At 42.0% G+C, this 17,047-nt stretch carries 15 protein-coding genes; 5 read left to right on the top strand and 10 right to left on the bottom strand.

The annotated features are described in order from the left end of the window. Positions 1-14: 14 nt before the first annotated feature. Positions 15-722, bottom strand: a complete 708-nt coding sequence (locus J690_RS18670) for a YoaK family protein (protein WP_014206013.1) — start codon at positions 720-722, stop codon at positions 15-17. 321 nt (positions 723-1,043) lie between these two features. Here J690_RS18670 and J690_RS18665 point away from each other — a divergent pair, with 321 nt between their 5' ends. Next, positions 1,044-1,319 (top strand): hypothetical protein, encoded by a 276-nt coding sequence (locus J690_RS18665; protein WP_000061143.1) that lies wholly within the window; start codon positions 1,044-1,046, stop codon positions 1,317-1,319. 2 nt (positions 1,320-1,321) lie between these two features. On the opposite strand, the gene J690_RS18660 is transcribed toward J690_RS18665, so the two are convergent. The 9 genes from J690_RS18660 to J690_RS18620 all read right to left on the bottom strand — a co-directional run bounded on the left by J690_RS18660 (position 1,322) and on the right by J690_RS18620 (position 11,784). Then, complete coding sequence (locus J690_RS18660; protein WP_032037447.1) at positions 1,322-1,762, bottom strand: YbaN family protein; 441 nt, start codon at positions 1,760-1,762, stop codon at positions 1,322-1,324. 28 nt (positions 1,763-1,790) lie between these two features. Then, positions 1,791-2,390: a biliverdin-producing heme oxygenase gene (locus J690_RS18655; RefSeq protein WP_002062720.1), complete on the bottom strand. Its 600-nt coding sequence runs from the start codon at positions 2,388-2,390 to the stop codon at positions 1,791-1,793. 32 nt (positions 2,391-2,422) lie between these two features. Continuing rightward, complete coding sequence (locus J690_RS18650) at positions 2,423-3,343, bottom strand: energy transducer TonB (protein WP_032037446.1); 921 nt, start codon at positions 3,341-3,343, stop codon at positions 2,423-2,425. A gap of 10 nt (positions 3,344-3,353) precedes the next feature. Further along, complete coding sequence (locus J690_RS18645; RefSeq protein ID WP_032037444.1) at positions 3,354-4,844, bottom strand: hemophilin secretion modulator; 1,491 nt, start codon at positions 4,842-4,844, stop codon at positions 3,354-3,356. 79 nt (positions 4,845-4,923) lie between these two features. Continuing rightward, complete coding sequence (locus tag J690_RS18640) at positions 4,924-5,715, bottom strand: Slam-dependent surface lipoprotein (RefSeq protein WP_032037442.1); 792 nt, start codon at positions 5,713-5,715, stop codon at positions 4,924-4,926. Positions 5,716-5,906: 191 nt separating this feature from the next. Continuing rightward, positions 5,907-9,080 (bottom strand): hemophilin receptor HphR, encoded by a 3,174-nt coding sequence (locus tag J690_RS18635; protein WP_032037441.1) that lies wholly within the window; start codon positions 9,078-9,080, stop codon positions 5,907-5,909. A 138-nt stretch (positions 9,081-9,218) separates the two neighbouring features. Continuing rightward, positions 9,219-10,235: a FecR family protein gene (locus J690_RS18630; RefSeq protein WP_032037440.1), complete on the bottom strand. Its 1,017-nt coding sequence runs from the start codon at positions 10,233-10,235 to the stop codon at positions 9,219-9,221. Next, positions 10,236-10,757, bottom strand: coding sequence for a sigma-70 family RNA polymerase sigma factor (locus J690_RS18625; RefSeq protein ID WP_081405242.1), 522 nt, complete (start codon positions 10,755-10,757; stop codon positions 10,236-10,238). 136 nt (positions 10,758-10,893) lie between these two features. After that, complete coding sequence (locus J690_RS18620; protein ID WP_032037437.1) at positions 10,894-11,784, bottom strand: LysR family transcriptional regulator; 891 nt, start codon at positions 11,782-11,784, stop codon at positions 10,894-10,896. A 187-nt stretch (positions 11,785-11,971) separates the two neighbouring features. Between J690_RS18620 and J690_RS18615 the strand changes: the two genes are divergently transcribed. From J690_RS18615 to J690_RS18600, 4 genes are all read left to right on the top strand, one after another. Beyond that, positions 11,972-12,916, top strand: coding sequence for a dihydrodipicolinate synthase family protein (locus tag J690_RS18615; RefSeq protein WP_032037435.1), 945 nt, complete (start codon positions 11,972-11,974; stop codon positions 12,914-12,916). Positions 12,917-13,088: 172 nt separating this feature from the next. Beyond that, positions 13,089-14,474, top strand: coding sequence for an MFS transporter (locus J690_RS18610; RefSeq protein ID WP_005803081.1), 1,386 nt, complete (start codon positions 13,089-13,091; stop codon positions 14,472-14,474). 76 nt (positions 14,475-14,550) lie between these two features. Continuing rightward, positions 14,551-15,897, top strand: a complete 1,347-nt coding sequence (locus J690_RS18605; protein WP_032037434.1) for an OprD family outer membrane porin — start codon at positions 14,551-14,553, stop codon at positions 15,895-15,897. A gap of 644 nt (positions 15,898-16,541) precedes the next feature. Beyond that, the gene (locus tag J690_RS18600; protein ID WP_004794079.1) at positions 16,542-16,826 is read left to right on the top strand and encodes a hypothetical protein; all 285 of its coding nucleotides are present in this window, start codon (positions 16,542-16,544) and stop codon (positions 16,824-16,826) included. The last annotated feature ends 221 nt before the right edge of the window (positions 16,827-17,047 follow it).

The raw sequence follows: 17,047 nt of genomic DNA, 5'->3' as shown, positions 1-17,047 counted from the left end.
GTTATTTTTTTAAATCAAGCTTGGTTGAACTTTTGCTGTGAAGCTAAATAAGAGAAATACAAAATGGGTAAGATAAACGGCGCTACACTCCAGAAATCAAAATAGACATAGAGGATCGCTCCCAAGAAAGCACCAATCACAAAACCAATTACAATACTGGCACTTTTTAGAAAACTGGCCCGATTGGCTGCATTATTGTTTTTAAGTAAGTTGGCAATATCAATCCCGAGCTGAGTAGTGTTACCTGTCATCATGGTGCTTGGGCTAATATTTTTAATGAGGGTTTTGCTTGAAGTATTACGAATAGCCAAAGCAATTAAACCCAACCCTCCTGTTACTGCAACTGTTAATGCATCCGGATCTTTAAATGGCTCAAAGTAAAGTCCTGCCACCATGAAGGCACATAGAAAAATAGCTTCAAATAAAAATAAATAAGACAGCGTCTTGTGCTTGACCTGACTGCGGTCAATTAACAGTTTGGTAATGACAACAGTCAAAATAAATAGTGGGATTGCTGCGAGCTTAATCCATAAACCCGAGCCACCTTTAACCCATGCTGCCCCTGCCAACACTAAGTTTCCCGTCACATGCGCGGTGAAAAAACCAAACAATGCAATAAAGCCAATAGTATCAATTGCCCCACCCACCATGGTGAGTAAAACAGGATCTCGACATATTGCCCAGGTACTTTCTGTGTCTTTTTTAATTGGGGTATCTGTCATAAAAAATATCCTGTTAAATTAAAACTTTAAAGTAAGCAAGTTGTATATAAATGATTTAAAAATGAATAATACTAAAGCGTTTATGAAAACAAAAAATCATGTAAAAAAATAGGGTGCGTAATGTCGTAACACTGTCTTTAAAATGGCAACAATCAAAATTGACTATTTTTAAAACACTAAACTGTTATCATCCTTAAATCAATTTGACCTCCAAAACTGTTCTAACTATGATGAAGCCGCTAGTTGACATCAACTGGTTTTGGACCTGAAAAAGTTATGCCAAAATATGGATAATCAATAACAACAATCACGAGTAGATATATGTCACTTTATAATTTTTCAGTTTTTTTAGGGGGATTATTATTTGTATCTGTTGCCTTCGCGGGTCAAAAAAACAGTCCTCATCGTGATTTCTATCTAAAATGTATTGCGGCTGGTCATAGCCGTGCAAGCTGTACATGCATTTATCATCGTTTAGAACGCCAATACTCCCCTAAGCTCATGCATAAACTTGGAAGTTTGAGTTTACAAAGTCCTGAAATACCGCGTGATTTTGTAAAATCCATGATGCGTACCATGCAAAAATGCCAGTCATAATTTTATTTTTTAAGCCACATCCACGCCAATACCCCAGCCATACATAAAATTGCCGGATAGACAAACCATGGGTGAGGAATGGTCCAAATCATCAGTCCCGCAGCCAGGCTCATACTCAACGTCGAGATGTATTTTGCCTTTTTGGGAATACGACGATGTTCTTGCCACTCACAAATAAGTGGGCCGATATAGCGATGATTTCGAAACCATTGATGAAGTTTTTCAGACCCTCGAGCCGCAAAGAAAACCGCCAAAATTATAAAATCAACGGTAGGTAAACCCGGAATAAAAATACCCAATATGCCAAGCGCAATACACAACCAAGCCAAACCAATAAACACCCAGCGTGCCCACATAGAACGGGCAAGCTTACTGACTGGTTGAGCGGGTGCTAACGACTGCTCATGTTTTACCATGACATTTACTTGATTAAGTTTATCCATATCGGGTATTCCCTTTATCCACTTTTTACTACTTCAATTCATCAAGCTGATCAAGCGCTTGACCAAAATATCCAAAGGCATCTAAAGCTCCTTGAACGACTCGGTCTTGCTGGGTTTGGTCAAAGCCTGCTTCATCCAGTGCTTGTACAAAACGTTTCCAGACTTTCGCGCGCCCTTCGGGATATGCCGCTAAATTACGTGCAGCAAACGTTTCAGAAAAACCTAAATGCTTTTGAGCTTCTTTAAATAAAAATGCGGCCCCTAAAGTTGAACCTTCAGACACATAAATCCAGCCTAAAGCTTCGGGTAGCTGTACGTTTTCACTCTGTAATTGCTGCCCGTTGGGTTGAATACCTAAATCATTTAAATCGGCAAGTGCTTGTTTTGAGCGGCCACGAATGTCTAAGTCCGGAATCAGTCCAGCTACACCCTCTTTTTCAAAAAGATGTTCAATTTCACGCTGAAAGTAATATTGAGACAAAGTAAATTGCGCGTATTTTTCTTTACTTGAAAACACCTTTGCCTCTGACATTAATTGATGCATACGTTCGTGTTCAGCAGCAGTTTCTTGTTTCAAACGTAAAGACAAACTGTTGCTAATGATTTGTTCTGTAGATGAATTCATCATCTTTCTCCTGCAAAATAGATATTACTCATCGGTTAGCGGCCCCGATTGAGTTTGAGTTGGACTGGAAAATCCACAACAATAGTCACGGCTCGACCGTTAATTTTGTGGGGTTTAAATCTGGATTTACGTGTAGCTTGCATGACCCGTTCATCAAGGCTTTGAATACCCGAACTTTGACGTAATTGGATGTTGATGGGCTGCCCTTTTTCATTAATGCGAATACGAAGCTCAACCAAACGATTTTGGTGTTTTAACTCGCGGTCATCATAGTCAAGCCCGCCAAAACTCAGCATATCCACGCTACTCACCTGAACAACATCATCATGTTCAACTTGAGTACTCGGTGCTTTGGAATATTCTTGCTGCATTGCGGGTGTTTTGACGCCGCCACTTTTGGTTTCGCTATTGGTGTTTTGTGGCAACTGCTCAGTTTGCGTTTGTTCAAGAGCGGTTGAATTGAGTGATTTATCGGTATGAGCCACTCGCCTTTCTGTAAGCTGCGCTGATTGGATTGAAGCTGAATTGTTTAAAGTCGTTTTTGGTTGTGCTTGCTGTTTGTCATTTAAATTATTTTGCACAACCTCTTTAGGGGCAGTTTTTGACGCTAATATTTGAACATTTGTAGGCGAGTTTTTTGATTCTTCAGGTACTGAAGATACCGAACTGCTTAACGTAGATTGAGGCGTTACACTTTTTTTAGGTTGGCTTTCGATCTTTTCAGCCGATGGCTTTTTAGCAGGTGCCAATGACACAAAACTTACTTTTAAGGCATCTACTTTGGGTGTTGCTTTAAAAGTATAAGGTTCAATTAAATGACCCAGCATCCAGACAGCAAATACATGCAGACCAATCACCACCACTACGGTTAGGCACTTATAAAAATGCTTCGGCCCTTGTGGTAAAGGCAACATAACCATCGGCTTATGTGTAGGGAATAAAGATTTTGATTTCATGGCTTATTCCCTAAAAACGATGCTCAAGCTTGAGACTAATGTTGTGTTTATCGTAGGAATACAGCCAATCGACATTGCTTTTATTTTGGTTATAACGATAGGTTAAATTAGGCGTCATGCCATAAAACTCAAAGCGCGGCATTTGCACAACAAAGGTATAGTTCTGTTCAAAATCATGACGACGAGCTAAGTAACTTACAGCGTATTTGTCAAACTGACGCCAACGGTAAGAACTTAACAAAGTGGTGTTAAATCCGGTGCTCCAAGATTTGCTTAAGCCTAATCGTACGCCTTGCTGTTCGTAGGCAGCTACATATTTTTCTTGTGCAGAATGGTCAACTACATCTAGACCACCAAAAACAGTCCATTGGTCTGGAAAAATTTTCCAGAAAGTAGCAAAAGCTGAATTTTCTATACCATCAAAGCTTTTATATTTCTGATAATTAAAATCTTTTCTCTCAACTTCAAGCTTAAAGGCTTTATCTGACGAGATAAAATGCATCCACTCGGCACGCGCACCCCACGCATTGTAAAGACCATCATTGCCATAACGTTTATGTTCAAAAAGTGGACTCACCCCTATTTGATTTTTTAAGTCAAAGTAGCTATAGCCTGCATTAATGTTAATGGTAGATTCATTAAATGTCGCGTGGTCGTTATAGGACTGTCCAAAAGCCAGCGCACGTAAAGCCACACCATGATGTCCTTCAATGGCATAGCGTTTGATAAGACTGGCTTCGTAATCTAATCCCGTTGCCGACTCAGCTTTTTGCTTTTTACTAGTAACTTCCTGCCCCCCAGTAACATTACCGTCCTTATCTGTCTGATAAAACATCCAAGTTTTAGTCTGTTTAGACGCACTATTTAAATTACTGACATAGGTATAACCCGCTGAAACCGAGCCTTGCCAAGAGTCTCGTTTTTTTAGTGCCTGAACAAAGGTATTCACTGTGGTTAAAACACCAGACGGGATTACCGCAGGGTCACTTTGTTTCAGTTGGTCTTGAATGGAAATAAAAAGGAGTGCTGCTTCCTTATTCTTCTGTTGTTCAAACAGCACGCGCGCTAACTCAAGTTCACAAATTAAATTATGAGGTTGTTGTTTTAGGCTGCTTTGAAATTTTTGTTCAGCCAATTTCAGTTGACCCTGAGAACGTGCAACTGCCCCTTCGGCAAAGTCGGTTAAAGCCCGATCGTAGCCAACATATTTTTTATAATGTTCTAAATAAACCGTGGCTTTGAGCCACTGTTTTTGCATGACTGCCAAATATAACGCCTTGGCAAGATCATTCGGATTTTGCTCAACACTATATTCTTGTCCATTAATTTGAAGTTTTGGTAATTGCTCGGTACTACGAATGGTTCCCTGCTCGTGAAACTGGCGCTGTTCTTGTAAAAGCGTTTGGTCCAAGCTTTGATTGAGACGAAGCTGTGTGTCTTCGTCGGCATATAAAAATGGACAACTCAACAATGTCAGACAGCACAAAAGCGTTCGTTTCATAAAACAATAAACCTGAAGCAACCAAGCAAAAGCCCAAAAAACAAAAGGAACCTACGTATGTAGATTCCTTTTGCATTCATTAATTTTTAGCACCGCCAAATGCAGTGTTGTAAGACACGTTATCAAACTGGGCAATACCCGCTAAAGCCGAAGCATTTGCACCGAAGAATTGACCTTGCACCACACCAGAGTTGTCGACACCAGCTGTACCATTAGCCGTTGCCAAACCTGCAAACGCAGCAGTACCCGGGTTAAATGCCACACCATCTAGGCTTAATGATGAAACAGCCGTACCAGTTCCTGTAAGCGTTCCTTCAAGTGTACCCGCGCCATAATTTGCGGTGAACGTACCGCTTAACAGATTGCTTCCAGAGCCGTTAACTCCTGCAACGGTATAGGTTGCAGTACCCGCGGTTGGAACACTAGTATTGGTGTTATCACCCGCGTAGTAAACGGTATGGCTCGCGCTTGCCGGCGTGTCGCCCGCTTTCCACCATTCACCAAAATAGACTTCCTGTGTGCCCACCTGACCAAAGTTAAAATTACCTAATGCACTGTGTGAAGGTGGCATTGCAGACACTGGAATATGCGAAATATTAAAGGTTTTGCTGCCAACCGTTACATTGGTGTTACTCGTTCCCTGAGCAGCAAAAGCCTGAGCCAAACCTTTTAACGAACTAAAACCTGTAAAAGCGTTATATGGCGCACCCGCAGCTTGAACCGACACCGCTGCTACACCACCCGGATGGCTTGCATTGGCAGCAGCACCGATTTTGATATTACTTTCATTACTCGAAATACCATCAATTCCTGCATAAGCAAATGCAGTTGAACAAGCAACGAGACCCAAGAACAATTGAGAGATTTTCATTTGTTGTTACTCCATCTTTTTAAAACTAAGTTATTGTTTAATTTAAAATAACGATTTCGCTATTTTTAGTTTATTGAGTAGGCCCAGCTGAAAACCTACTCGGCTTTTTTGTAAATAATAATCATTCAATCTTATTATTTACCGTTACCTGACTCCCCTTTTATGTATGTATAGAGGGAATCAAATTCTTTTTAAAATTTAGTGGTCCAACTAATTTTCATCGTTCGGCCGGGTGCGGCCATGGCACTACGAGTTAAAGGATCGATATAAAACTGGTTAGAAAGATTACTGCCGACAAACTCAACCGTGTTGTAGTCATCGACCTGATAACGTGCATAGGCATCAAAAATCCACGTGTCATCCCAAGCCAAAGGCACATTGAGGTAATAGCCTTTATTGACGCTAGCATCATTGTTTTTGCGTAGCGGGCTTTCATAAGCTTTATAAAATGTTGCACGTGCACCGAGTTCTAACTTTTCATCAAAAAAGCGTGCGCCAAGTAAACCGTGAAAACTCAGTTCAGGAGTGGCCATAGTCACCAAGTAGCCATTTGGAAAACCATCATCAACACAACGCTGATACGGTTCACGGAACTCAAGGCGCTGCTCGGTTTGAACCGTGCCGCCTAAAATCATTTTGTTAATGGCACTATTGGTGTCACACACTTCATTTTTTAAGTTATAGGCCACGCTCAAGTCTGTGAAGAAACCGCCATTATCAAAACGGCTTTGTAACTCTAGACCTGATAGCTTTTGCTCATCCATATTGGTAAAAATAAGGTTTTGGTCACGCTCAATCACATTTTTGGTTTTGTTGTAGTAATAGGCGAGCTTAATGTCGGCATTGCGTGCCGTGCTGAACCAATCGCGCATGTCATAGACATAACCCACTTCGTAGTTAAAAGCGTGTTCAGGCTTGATTGCTTGATATGGCAACATGGCAGAAAAACCGACAGTGCTTTCAAACAAACTTGGTAAGCGATATTCCTCTGCATAGCGTGCATAGATTCTGCTGTTTGGCGTAAGGTGAATTGAGGCACCTAACTGCGGTGCCCAGCCGCTATCTTTAACTTTGTCGGCAGACTCAACCGGAACTTGGTCTACCACCGACATAAAGTTCCCACCAGTTACGACGTACTTTTGTCCAGAGGCATTAAGCTGGTTTAAAGGATTATCGGCAAGCGACAATTGTCCATTCGCATCTGCTTTCCAGCTCAGCGTATTTTTCTGTGACCAGATCATGTTATACAACGTGCTCTCTGATGCAGGTACAGTGTCGAGCTGCCCATCCCACTCAGGATTTTTTGTGGCATAGCGCTGTTTTAAAACATTGATTAAACGCTGCTGAGTCGAGGTGTAACTCTCAGGCATGGTCTGATATTCAAAGGTATATTCTTTAAGCCTACTTTTTTTGGTAAATAGCGGATTTAAACTCGGGTCAATCTCGCTTTGCAAAGACTTATTTAAAAAGTCATCAACAGCCCAATACGAACGATAACGCATGCCCGCATCAAAACTTAACCAAGATAGCGGTCTATAATTAAAGTTAAAGTCGAACGTTTTTTCCTCACGGCGCCCTGCTCGTGGCAGTGCCTGATAGAGCGAATAACTTGGGCCAAATTCACCATACACATCGTCAGATGTTAATTTTTCTTTTAAGAAACTTCCGCCGAGCGTCAAATCAAGCTGGTCTAATAAACGGGTTTTATTACTGACTGTAATACCCTTACGCGTATTGTCAGAATGGCTTATTGCCGTATTAATAATGGTGTTATCTCTAAAATCGATTGTGGTTGGCCATCCACCACGTGTGTATGTCTGGCTTTCGGTGTCGGTTTGCCAAATATTGGCATAGAAATCAATCCAGCGATTATTCTCAGGCTTAAATTTATATTCGAGGCTATAAGCTTTAGAGTGGATATTGCTTAAAGGCCACTGCGGAACACCCAAGTCAGGCGTAATACCCCAAACAATTCGAGACGGCATAATTTCACCAAAAATATTTTTGGTATCTCGGTAAGTCAGTTTAAGGGTCTGATCATCTGTTGGGCGATAGGTCCCTTTTAACAACCACGACTCCATATGACTTGAAGTGTTGGGAACTTCATCGCCCGGCTGATAGGCATAGGCAAAGTAAGGAATAAAATCGAGGCTGCTGTCTGGCGTCGCTCGTTTATAGTAGCCCGCGCCATGTGTGCCAGAAAAATAATTGCCGCGCTCACGTACTGCATAAACTGCCAGTAAATCGAATTTGTCTTGCTTGGTGGCAATTGCCAGTCGGCCCGCTAAGTCATCGCCCGAAAAATGAGAGTTATCACTTCTGGTACGGTTCTTTTTATAAATATCGGGGTCATATTTTGACCCATTCATGTCGATCCAAGGCGTTGTATCATCGTAGTTTTGACCCACTTTACTCATGTCCGGCAAAGATGGATCGATTGAGTTGGTTGAGCCTTCTACTTTTAACTCGGCACCAAAAGACTTACCCGGACGAACAATGTCATCGGCCTCTAGCGTTTTAACGACTACACCACCACCTACAGAAGTTGTGGTATTGCGCTCTAAAGACGGGCCTTTAATGACTTCAATGCCCGCAATCAGATTGGGGTCGATATAGTTTCGGTTATTTACCCCGTTGTAGCCACGCCACACGGCAATCGACTGCTCGGTGCCATCAATGGTTAAAGGCACACGGCCAACACCCTGCACACCACGTACACTTGGGTCGAGTGCGCCACTGTTGCGGGCATCGCCGCTATAGACTCCCACCATGCCTTGTAAAACATCGGCAGGGGTGGTTCCTTTAAATCGCTCAACATAGTCTTTGCCCGCATAGACCGACGAACGGTTTGCGTCATAAACTTTGTTATAGCCTTCTGTGTCACGGTCTTCTTTGCCGTATACCACAATTGGCGTAAGTCGTACCGATGCATCTTCTTCAATTACGGCACTACTTGGCGGCAGGCTAGCGGCCTGAACCTTAGCGGGAGTGTCTCGTGGTGTAGATTTTTTGCTGAGTGTGTAGCCCTGCCCAACTTTTACAGCATTAAATTCGGTTGCTTTTAAAAGCTGCTCAAAACCTTGTTCGACGGCAAAGTTACCTTTTAAGCCTAGGCTATGTAACCCTTGAAGTTGCTGGGCATCCATTGCAATTGAAGTACCCGATTGTTCGGCAAACTGGTTGAGTACGTTAGCAAGACGGCCGGCAGGAATGTTATAGCTTTTCACTCTGGCTGTTTCTGCATAGGCCTGCTGCATAGGAATCACAACAAGCCCACCCATCGACACAGCATGTATGGCAAACGCCAGTGTTGAGAATCGAAAAATCGATCGATTCCGCTTTTGTCCCGTTCCTGCTTTTTTCATTTGCCTGCCCCAGTAAATCGTAATAAGAATCATTCAATACAACAAATTAAAATGATCCATATTTATTGCTTCTACTTACTATGACGAACGACTTTCAAAAAAGTGGAACCTAAAATCGAAAATAAATTTAATTTTTTATTATTTTAAAGAAACCATAACCACAAACGGCGTGATTTGCTTAATTTTCAGATCTGGAAAAACCGTAGCTAAAAGCTTAAGAGACTCTGTGGTTTGGTCTAAAGGCAACACCGCATTGACCCGCACATGTTGCAGCGCCGCATCATTAAAAATAATTTTGCCTTTGTAGTTACGGTCTAGCTCTTGTAGCACTTGATTTAATGGCAGGGTTTCTACCATAAGCTGATGCTTTTGCCATTTTTGTTGTTCGTTATAAACATTCAGTTCAGGCAATTTTTGTACGCCATTTTGGTCCATTTTAATGGCTTTCCCTGCTTCAACAATGGCCTGACGAGTCGCATGCAATTGGATGGTTTTAACCTGTGTGGCTTCTACTTTTACCTTTGAGTGCAACATGTTGAGCTCGGTTGCCGAAGGGTCATAACTGACGCTAAAAGCTGTGCCGAGTGCCTGAATTTGCCCATAACTGGTTTTGACCAAAAACGGTCTAGTCTTATCTTTGGCAACATCAACATAAATTTGACCTTGCACCAACTCAACCACTCGCTGGTTGGTTTTAAAATCAAGATTGACCGCGCTTTTACCACGTAAAATTAAACGTGAACCATCTGGTAAGGTTTGCGTGGTCCACTGCCCTGATTGTCCTTGAATGTCGGCAGTCACATAGGCCACGGTAGTGTCAGTTAAATAAAATAGCGCCCCACTCATGGCAACAAACACAACGGCAAAAGCTGTTCCTGCACGTAAATGTTTATAAGCTTTGCCTGAGCTTAGGCCAGCTTTAAGGGCAACTTTAGTGACTTTTTTATGTCCGCTGGTTTGGGAAAGTTTTTGAATTGATCCAATACACTGTTCAATATCGGCAGCCACTTGGCGGTGTTGCTCACTGGTTTTTTTCCACTGTTCAAATTTTTGTTTGGCGGTTTTTCGTGAGCTTTCATCATCCGAACTCAGTTGAACAATCCAATGCGCGGCTTCTTCAACCAGTTGGTGATGTTTGCTTTTATCCATGGCCATTTAAATGTAAGCGTCCATGTCTTGTCGGTTTTGGTAGCACTGAATTAAACAGCTCGCCAAATATTTTTGAATCATTTTGGTCGACACATTTAAACGCTCGGCAATTTCTTTATGGGTATAGCCTTCGAGGTAATGCAAAATAAAAGCTCGCTGTGCTTTTTCAGAAACCCCTTCGAGTGCTTTGCAAAGCTGGTTAATCGCTTGAATAATTTGCATCTGGTCTTCGGGTGAAGCCACCGCATCAAGCATATATTCCATTTGACTCAAGCCATCTAAATAAGCCTGTTCAATGCGTTTACGGCGCACTTGATCAATGAGCAGGTTTTTAGCAATCGAGGTTAAATAGGCACGCGGTTCCTTAATGCCGAATAGTTCGTCACGCGTTTGTAGCAGTTTAATAAATGTGTCCTGAACCAGATCTGCAGCCTGATCAGTATTACCTAATTTTTGTCTCAACCATTGGTGAAGCCAGCTTTGGTGACTTCTATATAACTGATCTACAAGCAAAGAAGTTTTGTTCACAGCAATTGGACTCAAAACAAGGAACTTACAAATGATAATAATTATCATTTAAACAAGTCAAGCAATAATTCAAGTAAAACTTAAATCACTGTTTAATAAATTGAATTAATTATCCGCTCGCTTTGAGGTACTTCTCTTAAAGCAAATCGGCAAGATTTCTAATTTCTTCCATCACCGCCTTACACGCAGGTGTTAAATAGCCATGCTTAGAGATAGACAAAGAAATATAACGCTTTAGCGCAGGGTTAATAATTTTTGCGGATTGAATTGAGGTGTATTGGCTGGCCTTCTTTAACGCTTGCGGCCCCAGCATGGTGTACATGCGAGATTCGGAAACCAAATGGGTTTGCAAACTAATCGAGTCGGCTTCAAACACAATGTTCAGGTCTACCCCATTTTCATAAGCCATGTGGTCTAAAAAATTGCGCCAGTTACTTGGCCTGCAAAACGTGACCAGTGGTAACTCACTTACTTCTTTAAATTCGACTTCATTTGCCTGAGTAAGTGCATCTCCTTCACAGCCCACCAAATAGGTATCGGCTTCGGTAAGGTAAACATCACCCTGTTTAGGCGTTGGGTTAAACCGATAGAGTATGGCTAAATCGACGCTGCCATCTTCGAGCCATTTTTCTAAATGCACCCCTTGCCCTTCACGCACCGACAGTTTAATTAAGGGATATTTCTCTTGAAGCACTTTATACAAAGTCGATAACAAGGGATGTGCAGTAGACGGCAAACTGGCAATGCGCACCGTACCAATCGGCGTATCGGTCGAGTGCAAAATTTCATTATTCAGTTGGTCGGTCACGTTCAGCCATGAACGAATTTTAGGAAGTAAATGCTGACCTAAATCGGTCAACTCAACGCCGCGTCCAGTTCGGTTAAATAAACGACCACCACATTGGGCTTCAAGCTCGTTCATTTGCCGACTGATTTGCGGTTGGTTGGTGTTATGCAACATGGCGACTTTGCTTAAACTACCGAGTTCCACCGCGTCTAAAAATATTTTCCATAATTCATAATTCATCGATTCTTCCTAAATCGTAAATAGGCAGCATTTTTAGCTATACATTTTCAGTATAACTGAAATTCAAGAATTGGTAATTCCTACATAGCTCACCTATTTCTATACTCCAATCATGTTCTCTACAACACGATTTAAATCAGATTAAGAACCAGAGAATATTTAATTACACTGTATAGGAAGTACGATTATGAGTTTAGATTTACGTGGATTAACCCCAGCACCTGTGACTCCTTTTACCCGTGACGGACAAGTAGACCATAATGCAATTCAACGTTTAGGTTCATGGTTAGGCAGTATTGATGGTGTGAAAGGCTTGGTTGTTCTTGGGCATGCAGGTGAAGGAACATTCTTGTCGCAAAAAGAACAAATGCAGGTCATTGAAAGCTTTGTTAAATCGGTAGATGACAAAATTCCGGTAATCGCAGGGATTACACTCGAAGGTACTTCGGTTGCAGCAGAAGAAGCAAAACGTGCAGTCAGCGCAGGTGCTTCGGCAGGTTTGATTTACCCTTCACATGGCTGGTTGCGTTTTGGCTATCAAAAAGGCGCGCCACAAGACCGCTATAAAGCGATTTATGAAGAAAGTGGTTTGCCATGTATTTTATTCCAATATCCAGATGCAACGAAGGCCACTTACGACCTTGAAACTCTACTCGATATTTCTGCACAGCCAGGCGTATTTGCCATGAAAAATGGTGTGCGCAACATGCGCCGCTGGGATGTCGAAATTCCGATTATTCGCCGTGAACGCCCAGACTTACAGGTGTTGACGTGCCACGATGAATATTTGCTTCACACCATGTTTGATGTAGACGGCGCATTGGTTGGCTATGGCAACATTGCCCCTGAACTTTTAATTGAAATGATTAAAGCAGGTAAAGCCAAAGATTATGCTAAAGCTCGTGCTATTCACGATCAACTATTACCAGTGACTCGCAACGTTTATCACCGCGGTTCACACATGGAAGGTACGGTCGCGCTTAAACATGCACTGGTTGCTCGCGGAATTTTGGACCATGCCACTGTGCGTTCGCCTCTGCTTCCACTGGCAGATGGTGCTGAGCAAGAAATTCATGATGCGATGCGCCAAGCCGGAATTGGCAAGGTCGACTTAACCCAAGCCGTTGCTTAAATTCTATTCGGGCTAGCATGTACGCTAGCCTTTTTTTCCTGTACGCTGCCTGAGGCCAAACATCGGGCATGTCTCTTAAAAATAATAATAAAAAGCATGCAAACTGTGGTGAACAGGTAGTGCGAAATAGAACAACAAAACTACGAGGAATGTAGTAATAAGGAGATAGAAGATGACAAATCTAGCGGATGTAGAACAAATTAGTCATCATCAAAAAAATGCGGAAATTATTGCAAGACTTGAACGGCTACCCGTCACTGGTCGATTGCAATTTATGCGTATTACCATTGGTATCGCGACCTTTTTTGACGCTTATACTGTTCTTGCGATTGCCTTTGCTTTACCCCAACTGATTACCGAATGGCACCTGACGCCCGCCTATGTCGGTGCGATCATTGCCGCGGGCTATGTCGGGCAACTGGTCGGTGCAATCTTCTTTGGTTCTCTTGCCGAAAAAGTCGGCCGTTTAAAAGTACTGTCGTTTACTATTTTACTGTTTGTGGCAATGGACATTTCCTGTCTGTTTGCGTGGAGCGGAATGTCGCTGTTAATTTTCCGTTTCTTGCAAGGTGTTGGCACAGGTGGCGAAGTGCCTGTTGCGAGTGCCTACATTAACGAGTTTATTGGTGCAGAAAAGCGCGGTAAGTTTTTCTTGCTCTATGAAGTTTTATTCCCACTCGGTCTTATGTTTGCAGGCATGGCGGCATTTTTTCTGATGCCAATTTACGGCTGGAAAGTCATGTTTATTGTGGGCCTAATTCCATCTTTACTGGTCATTCCTTTACGGTTTTTCTTGCCTGAGTCACCACGCTGGCTGGCTTCCAAAGGCCGTTTTAAAGAAGCCGATCAAGTCGTCAAAAGCTTTGAAGACGGTGCCATCAAAAGCGGTAAAACTTTGCCTGAACCAGTAGTTAAAGAAATTAACCCGCAAGGCATGGCAAAAACCGACTGGCGCGAGCTGTTCCGTGGCATCTACCGCAAACGTACCTTTACCCTGTGGGGCATGTGGTTTTGCGTGTATATGGTGAACAATGCCATGGTGACTTGGCTGCCATCTCTCTACAAACAACACTTTGGTCTGTCGCTGCAAACCAGTTTAGGTTATGGCTGGATTACTTCGGGCGTGGGTGTGATTGCCTCTATTATCTGTGCGTTAATGATTGATAAAGTCGGCCGCCGCCCTTGGTACAGTGCAGCATTTTTCTTGGCGATCATTCCACTCATGAGCCTCTCGGTTTTAGGCGCAAAATCGGCGATGGAAGTTGTAATTTTCGCAACGATTAGCTATGCCATTTTGCAGACCATTTCATTCTCTTTATACCTTTACGCTGCCGAACTTTACCCAACTCGCCTACGTGCGATGGGCATCGGGTTTAGTACTGCTTGGCTACGTGCCGGCTCTGCAATTGGTCCTGTTATGGTGGGCCTCGTGGTTGGTGGCTATGGCATTCAATATGTGTTTAGTGTGCTTGCCGTTGTGGCGCTCATTGGTGGGCTTGTAACCTTCTTGTTTGCCATTGAAACCAAAGGCCAAGTGCTCGAAAAACTTTCTCCTTAATTCATCCATTTCATAAAAGCTTGCCTAACCCAGCGTTAGGCAAAGGGCTTATTCATGCTTAAAAAAGGAATTTAAAATGAATAAATATTTGCTATGGGGCTGTATTGGTTTAGGCAGTGTAAGCAACGCTTATGCAGAGCTTCCTCAAGAATTTGGCAAGTTAGAATTAAAACTCAACACCCGTTACTGGAATGATGAAGGCACTGCCCACCCCACGCTTGCCAACCCTTCGCCTTCATCGAGTGAATATGAACAAAGTGCCTTAGGGCTTGAGTTAAATTATCAGTCACCTTACTTTTGGGACTGGCTTGGGGTAGATGGCTCACTCTATGCAGTCACCAAGTTATTTGACTCTGGCAAGCCTAGCACCCAACTTTTAGAGGTCGAAAATAACGGCAAGATCGACCAAAACTTTGCGACTTTAGGGCAGCTCTACATCAAAGCAAAACTCGGCGACAAAGGTGAAATTAAGCTAGGCCGCCAGTTGCAAGACTCGCTGTTACTTAAAAGCACCAACAACCGCGCAGTGCCCGATACTTTTTCGGGTGCGAGTGGTCAGTTTCAATTGAATGATCAGCTACAGACTTACATTGCTTACTATGACCGCTGGAAACCGCGCAGCATGGATAGTTTTGAAAAACTAGTGACTGAAAATGACGAGCGCATTGATTATGTCGGTTTACTTGGAGCTAAGTATCAGTACAAAAACTGGAGCTTGAATGCCGAATATTTAAACAGCAAAGATTATTTAAAAAAGTACGGGGCGATTGCTCAATATAAATTGCCCTTGCATGGCTTGGTGTGGACATTTAACACAGGTGCTTTTTTCTCGCGTGATGATGGCAAGCTGTTTAAATGCGGTGCCGAAACCGAGCTAGACTGTGTCAAAGGTCAAGACATTAACAACCGTGGGAATGGTTATTTTGTCGATATAAATGTGGCTAAGAATAACCTCGAAGGTGGCATTGCTGTTTCAAAGTTTGATGGTTTTTGGATTGAAGATAACTTTGCCGTGCACTCCGCCCGCAACTCGATTTTGACACAAGACCACGGCACCAATCCGTTTCCGACCTCTGCGACTATTGGCCCTGACTTTACCAATAATGATGAAACCGCGATTGCCCTGCGCTTGAAATATAACTGGAAAGACTATGTGAAAGGTTTAAAAACCGAAGCGAAGTATATTTATGGCTTTGGCGCTCACCAAAGTAACATCAGCAGTGATATTGAAGGTAAAGAGCGATACTTTGACTTTACGGTGAGTTATGCCTTGCCGTGGGTGAAAAACTTAGATGTGCGTTATTCATTTTTACATTATGAGTCAAAGTTTGAAAATGCAAACTTAGGTGAAAAAATAAATGGTATGTCTCGTAAATATTGGGACCAGCACCGTGTATTTATTAATTACCGTTATACATTTTAAGCACAGGCTAAACGTTTAGTTTAGCTTTATTATTTTTATTAATTTAAGGCTTTAAATAGATTAACTTTTGAGTTTAATTAAAATATAAATTTATATTTAAAATTTTTATAATATTTTATTTAAATTGAATTGACCTGTTAAAAACTTATGATTATTATGGTCTCGCTGGCCTACATTGCCAGTCGGTTTTGACAGACCGAGTATACAGCGTATCAGGTTTATACTTCCTGAGTATCAGACTTGTGCGCAACCTGCACCTCCCCCTTACCGTTGCGGTAGGACGGGAGGGGGACGCGCTTGCGCGTGCTGGTGTATACCCAGTCTGTCAACCCCTTCTCGTTCTACCACCCAAATCAATTGACGGTGATTTTTGGTGGTAGGACTCCATAAATTCTAGGAGTTAACCATGACCTTTTTTAGATTAATCCCCTATCCTCTCTCGTAATTTTATTTATTTAAAATTTAGGCTTTCTCTCACCTAAAATATTTTAAATTTATAAATAATTTTATTTTAAAATTTTAATCATTTTATTTTCCTGTATTTCAGGCGGGTTAACTATTCCCTTTTTAAATGATTTTAATACTTTAAATATAAGCGGCTTATTTTTTATTAATAACTTAGTGAAAATTATCACGAGAATAATATGAAACTTTATAAACCTATTTTGGCTTTAAGCCTTTTAATAGGCGATTACGGTGTTTCTGGTTGCGACATTCACACTCAGCAGGATTTTGAAGAAATTTGCCTGTCTGGTGGGCACACCCAAGCCAGTTGCGACTGTATTTACCAAAGGCTTGAACAAGTGTATTCGCATAAGCTTATGCAACGTCTAGAACATGTCAGTTTGCAAAGTCCTGCTCTCCCACAGGACTTTGCCCCTACTTTTTTTAGTGTGATGCGGCGGTGCGATAAAGAAGACATGGGCTAAGCGTTTGGCTTAGCTCCCTTATCTCTGTGTCGCAATGGTGGATGACTTTAAATCAGCGCAAAAAATTAAAGTTCTGTTGTGACACGGGGGCCTTGGGGGAATGATTGAATTACGTCCTTTTCTAAGGATTAGTTCGTACCATTTGTCTTGAAGTATCTATGTTAATCAAAAAATTTAGTCTATTATTTTTACATAGAAAGAATGCTCAAAAAAATTAATTC

The sequence above is a fragment of the Acinetobacter sp. 742879 genome (assembly GCF_000588535.1).
GTDB lineage: Bacteria > Pseudomonadota > Gammaproteobacteria > Pseudomonadales > Moraxellaceae > Acinetobacter > Acinetobacter pittii.
This window is presented reverse-complemented; position numbering and strand designations above follow the sequence as displayed.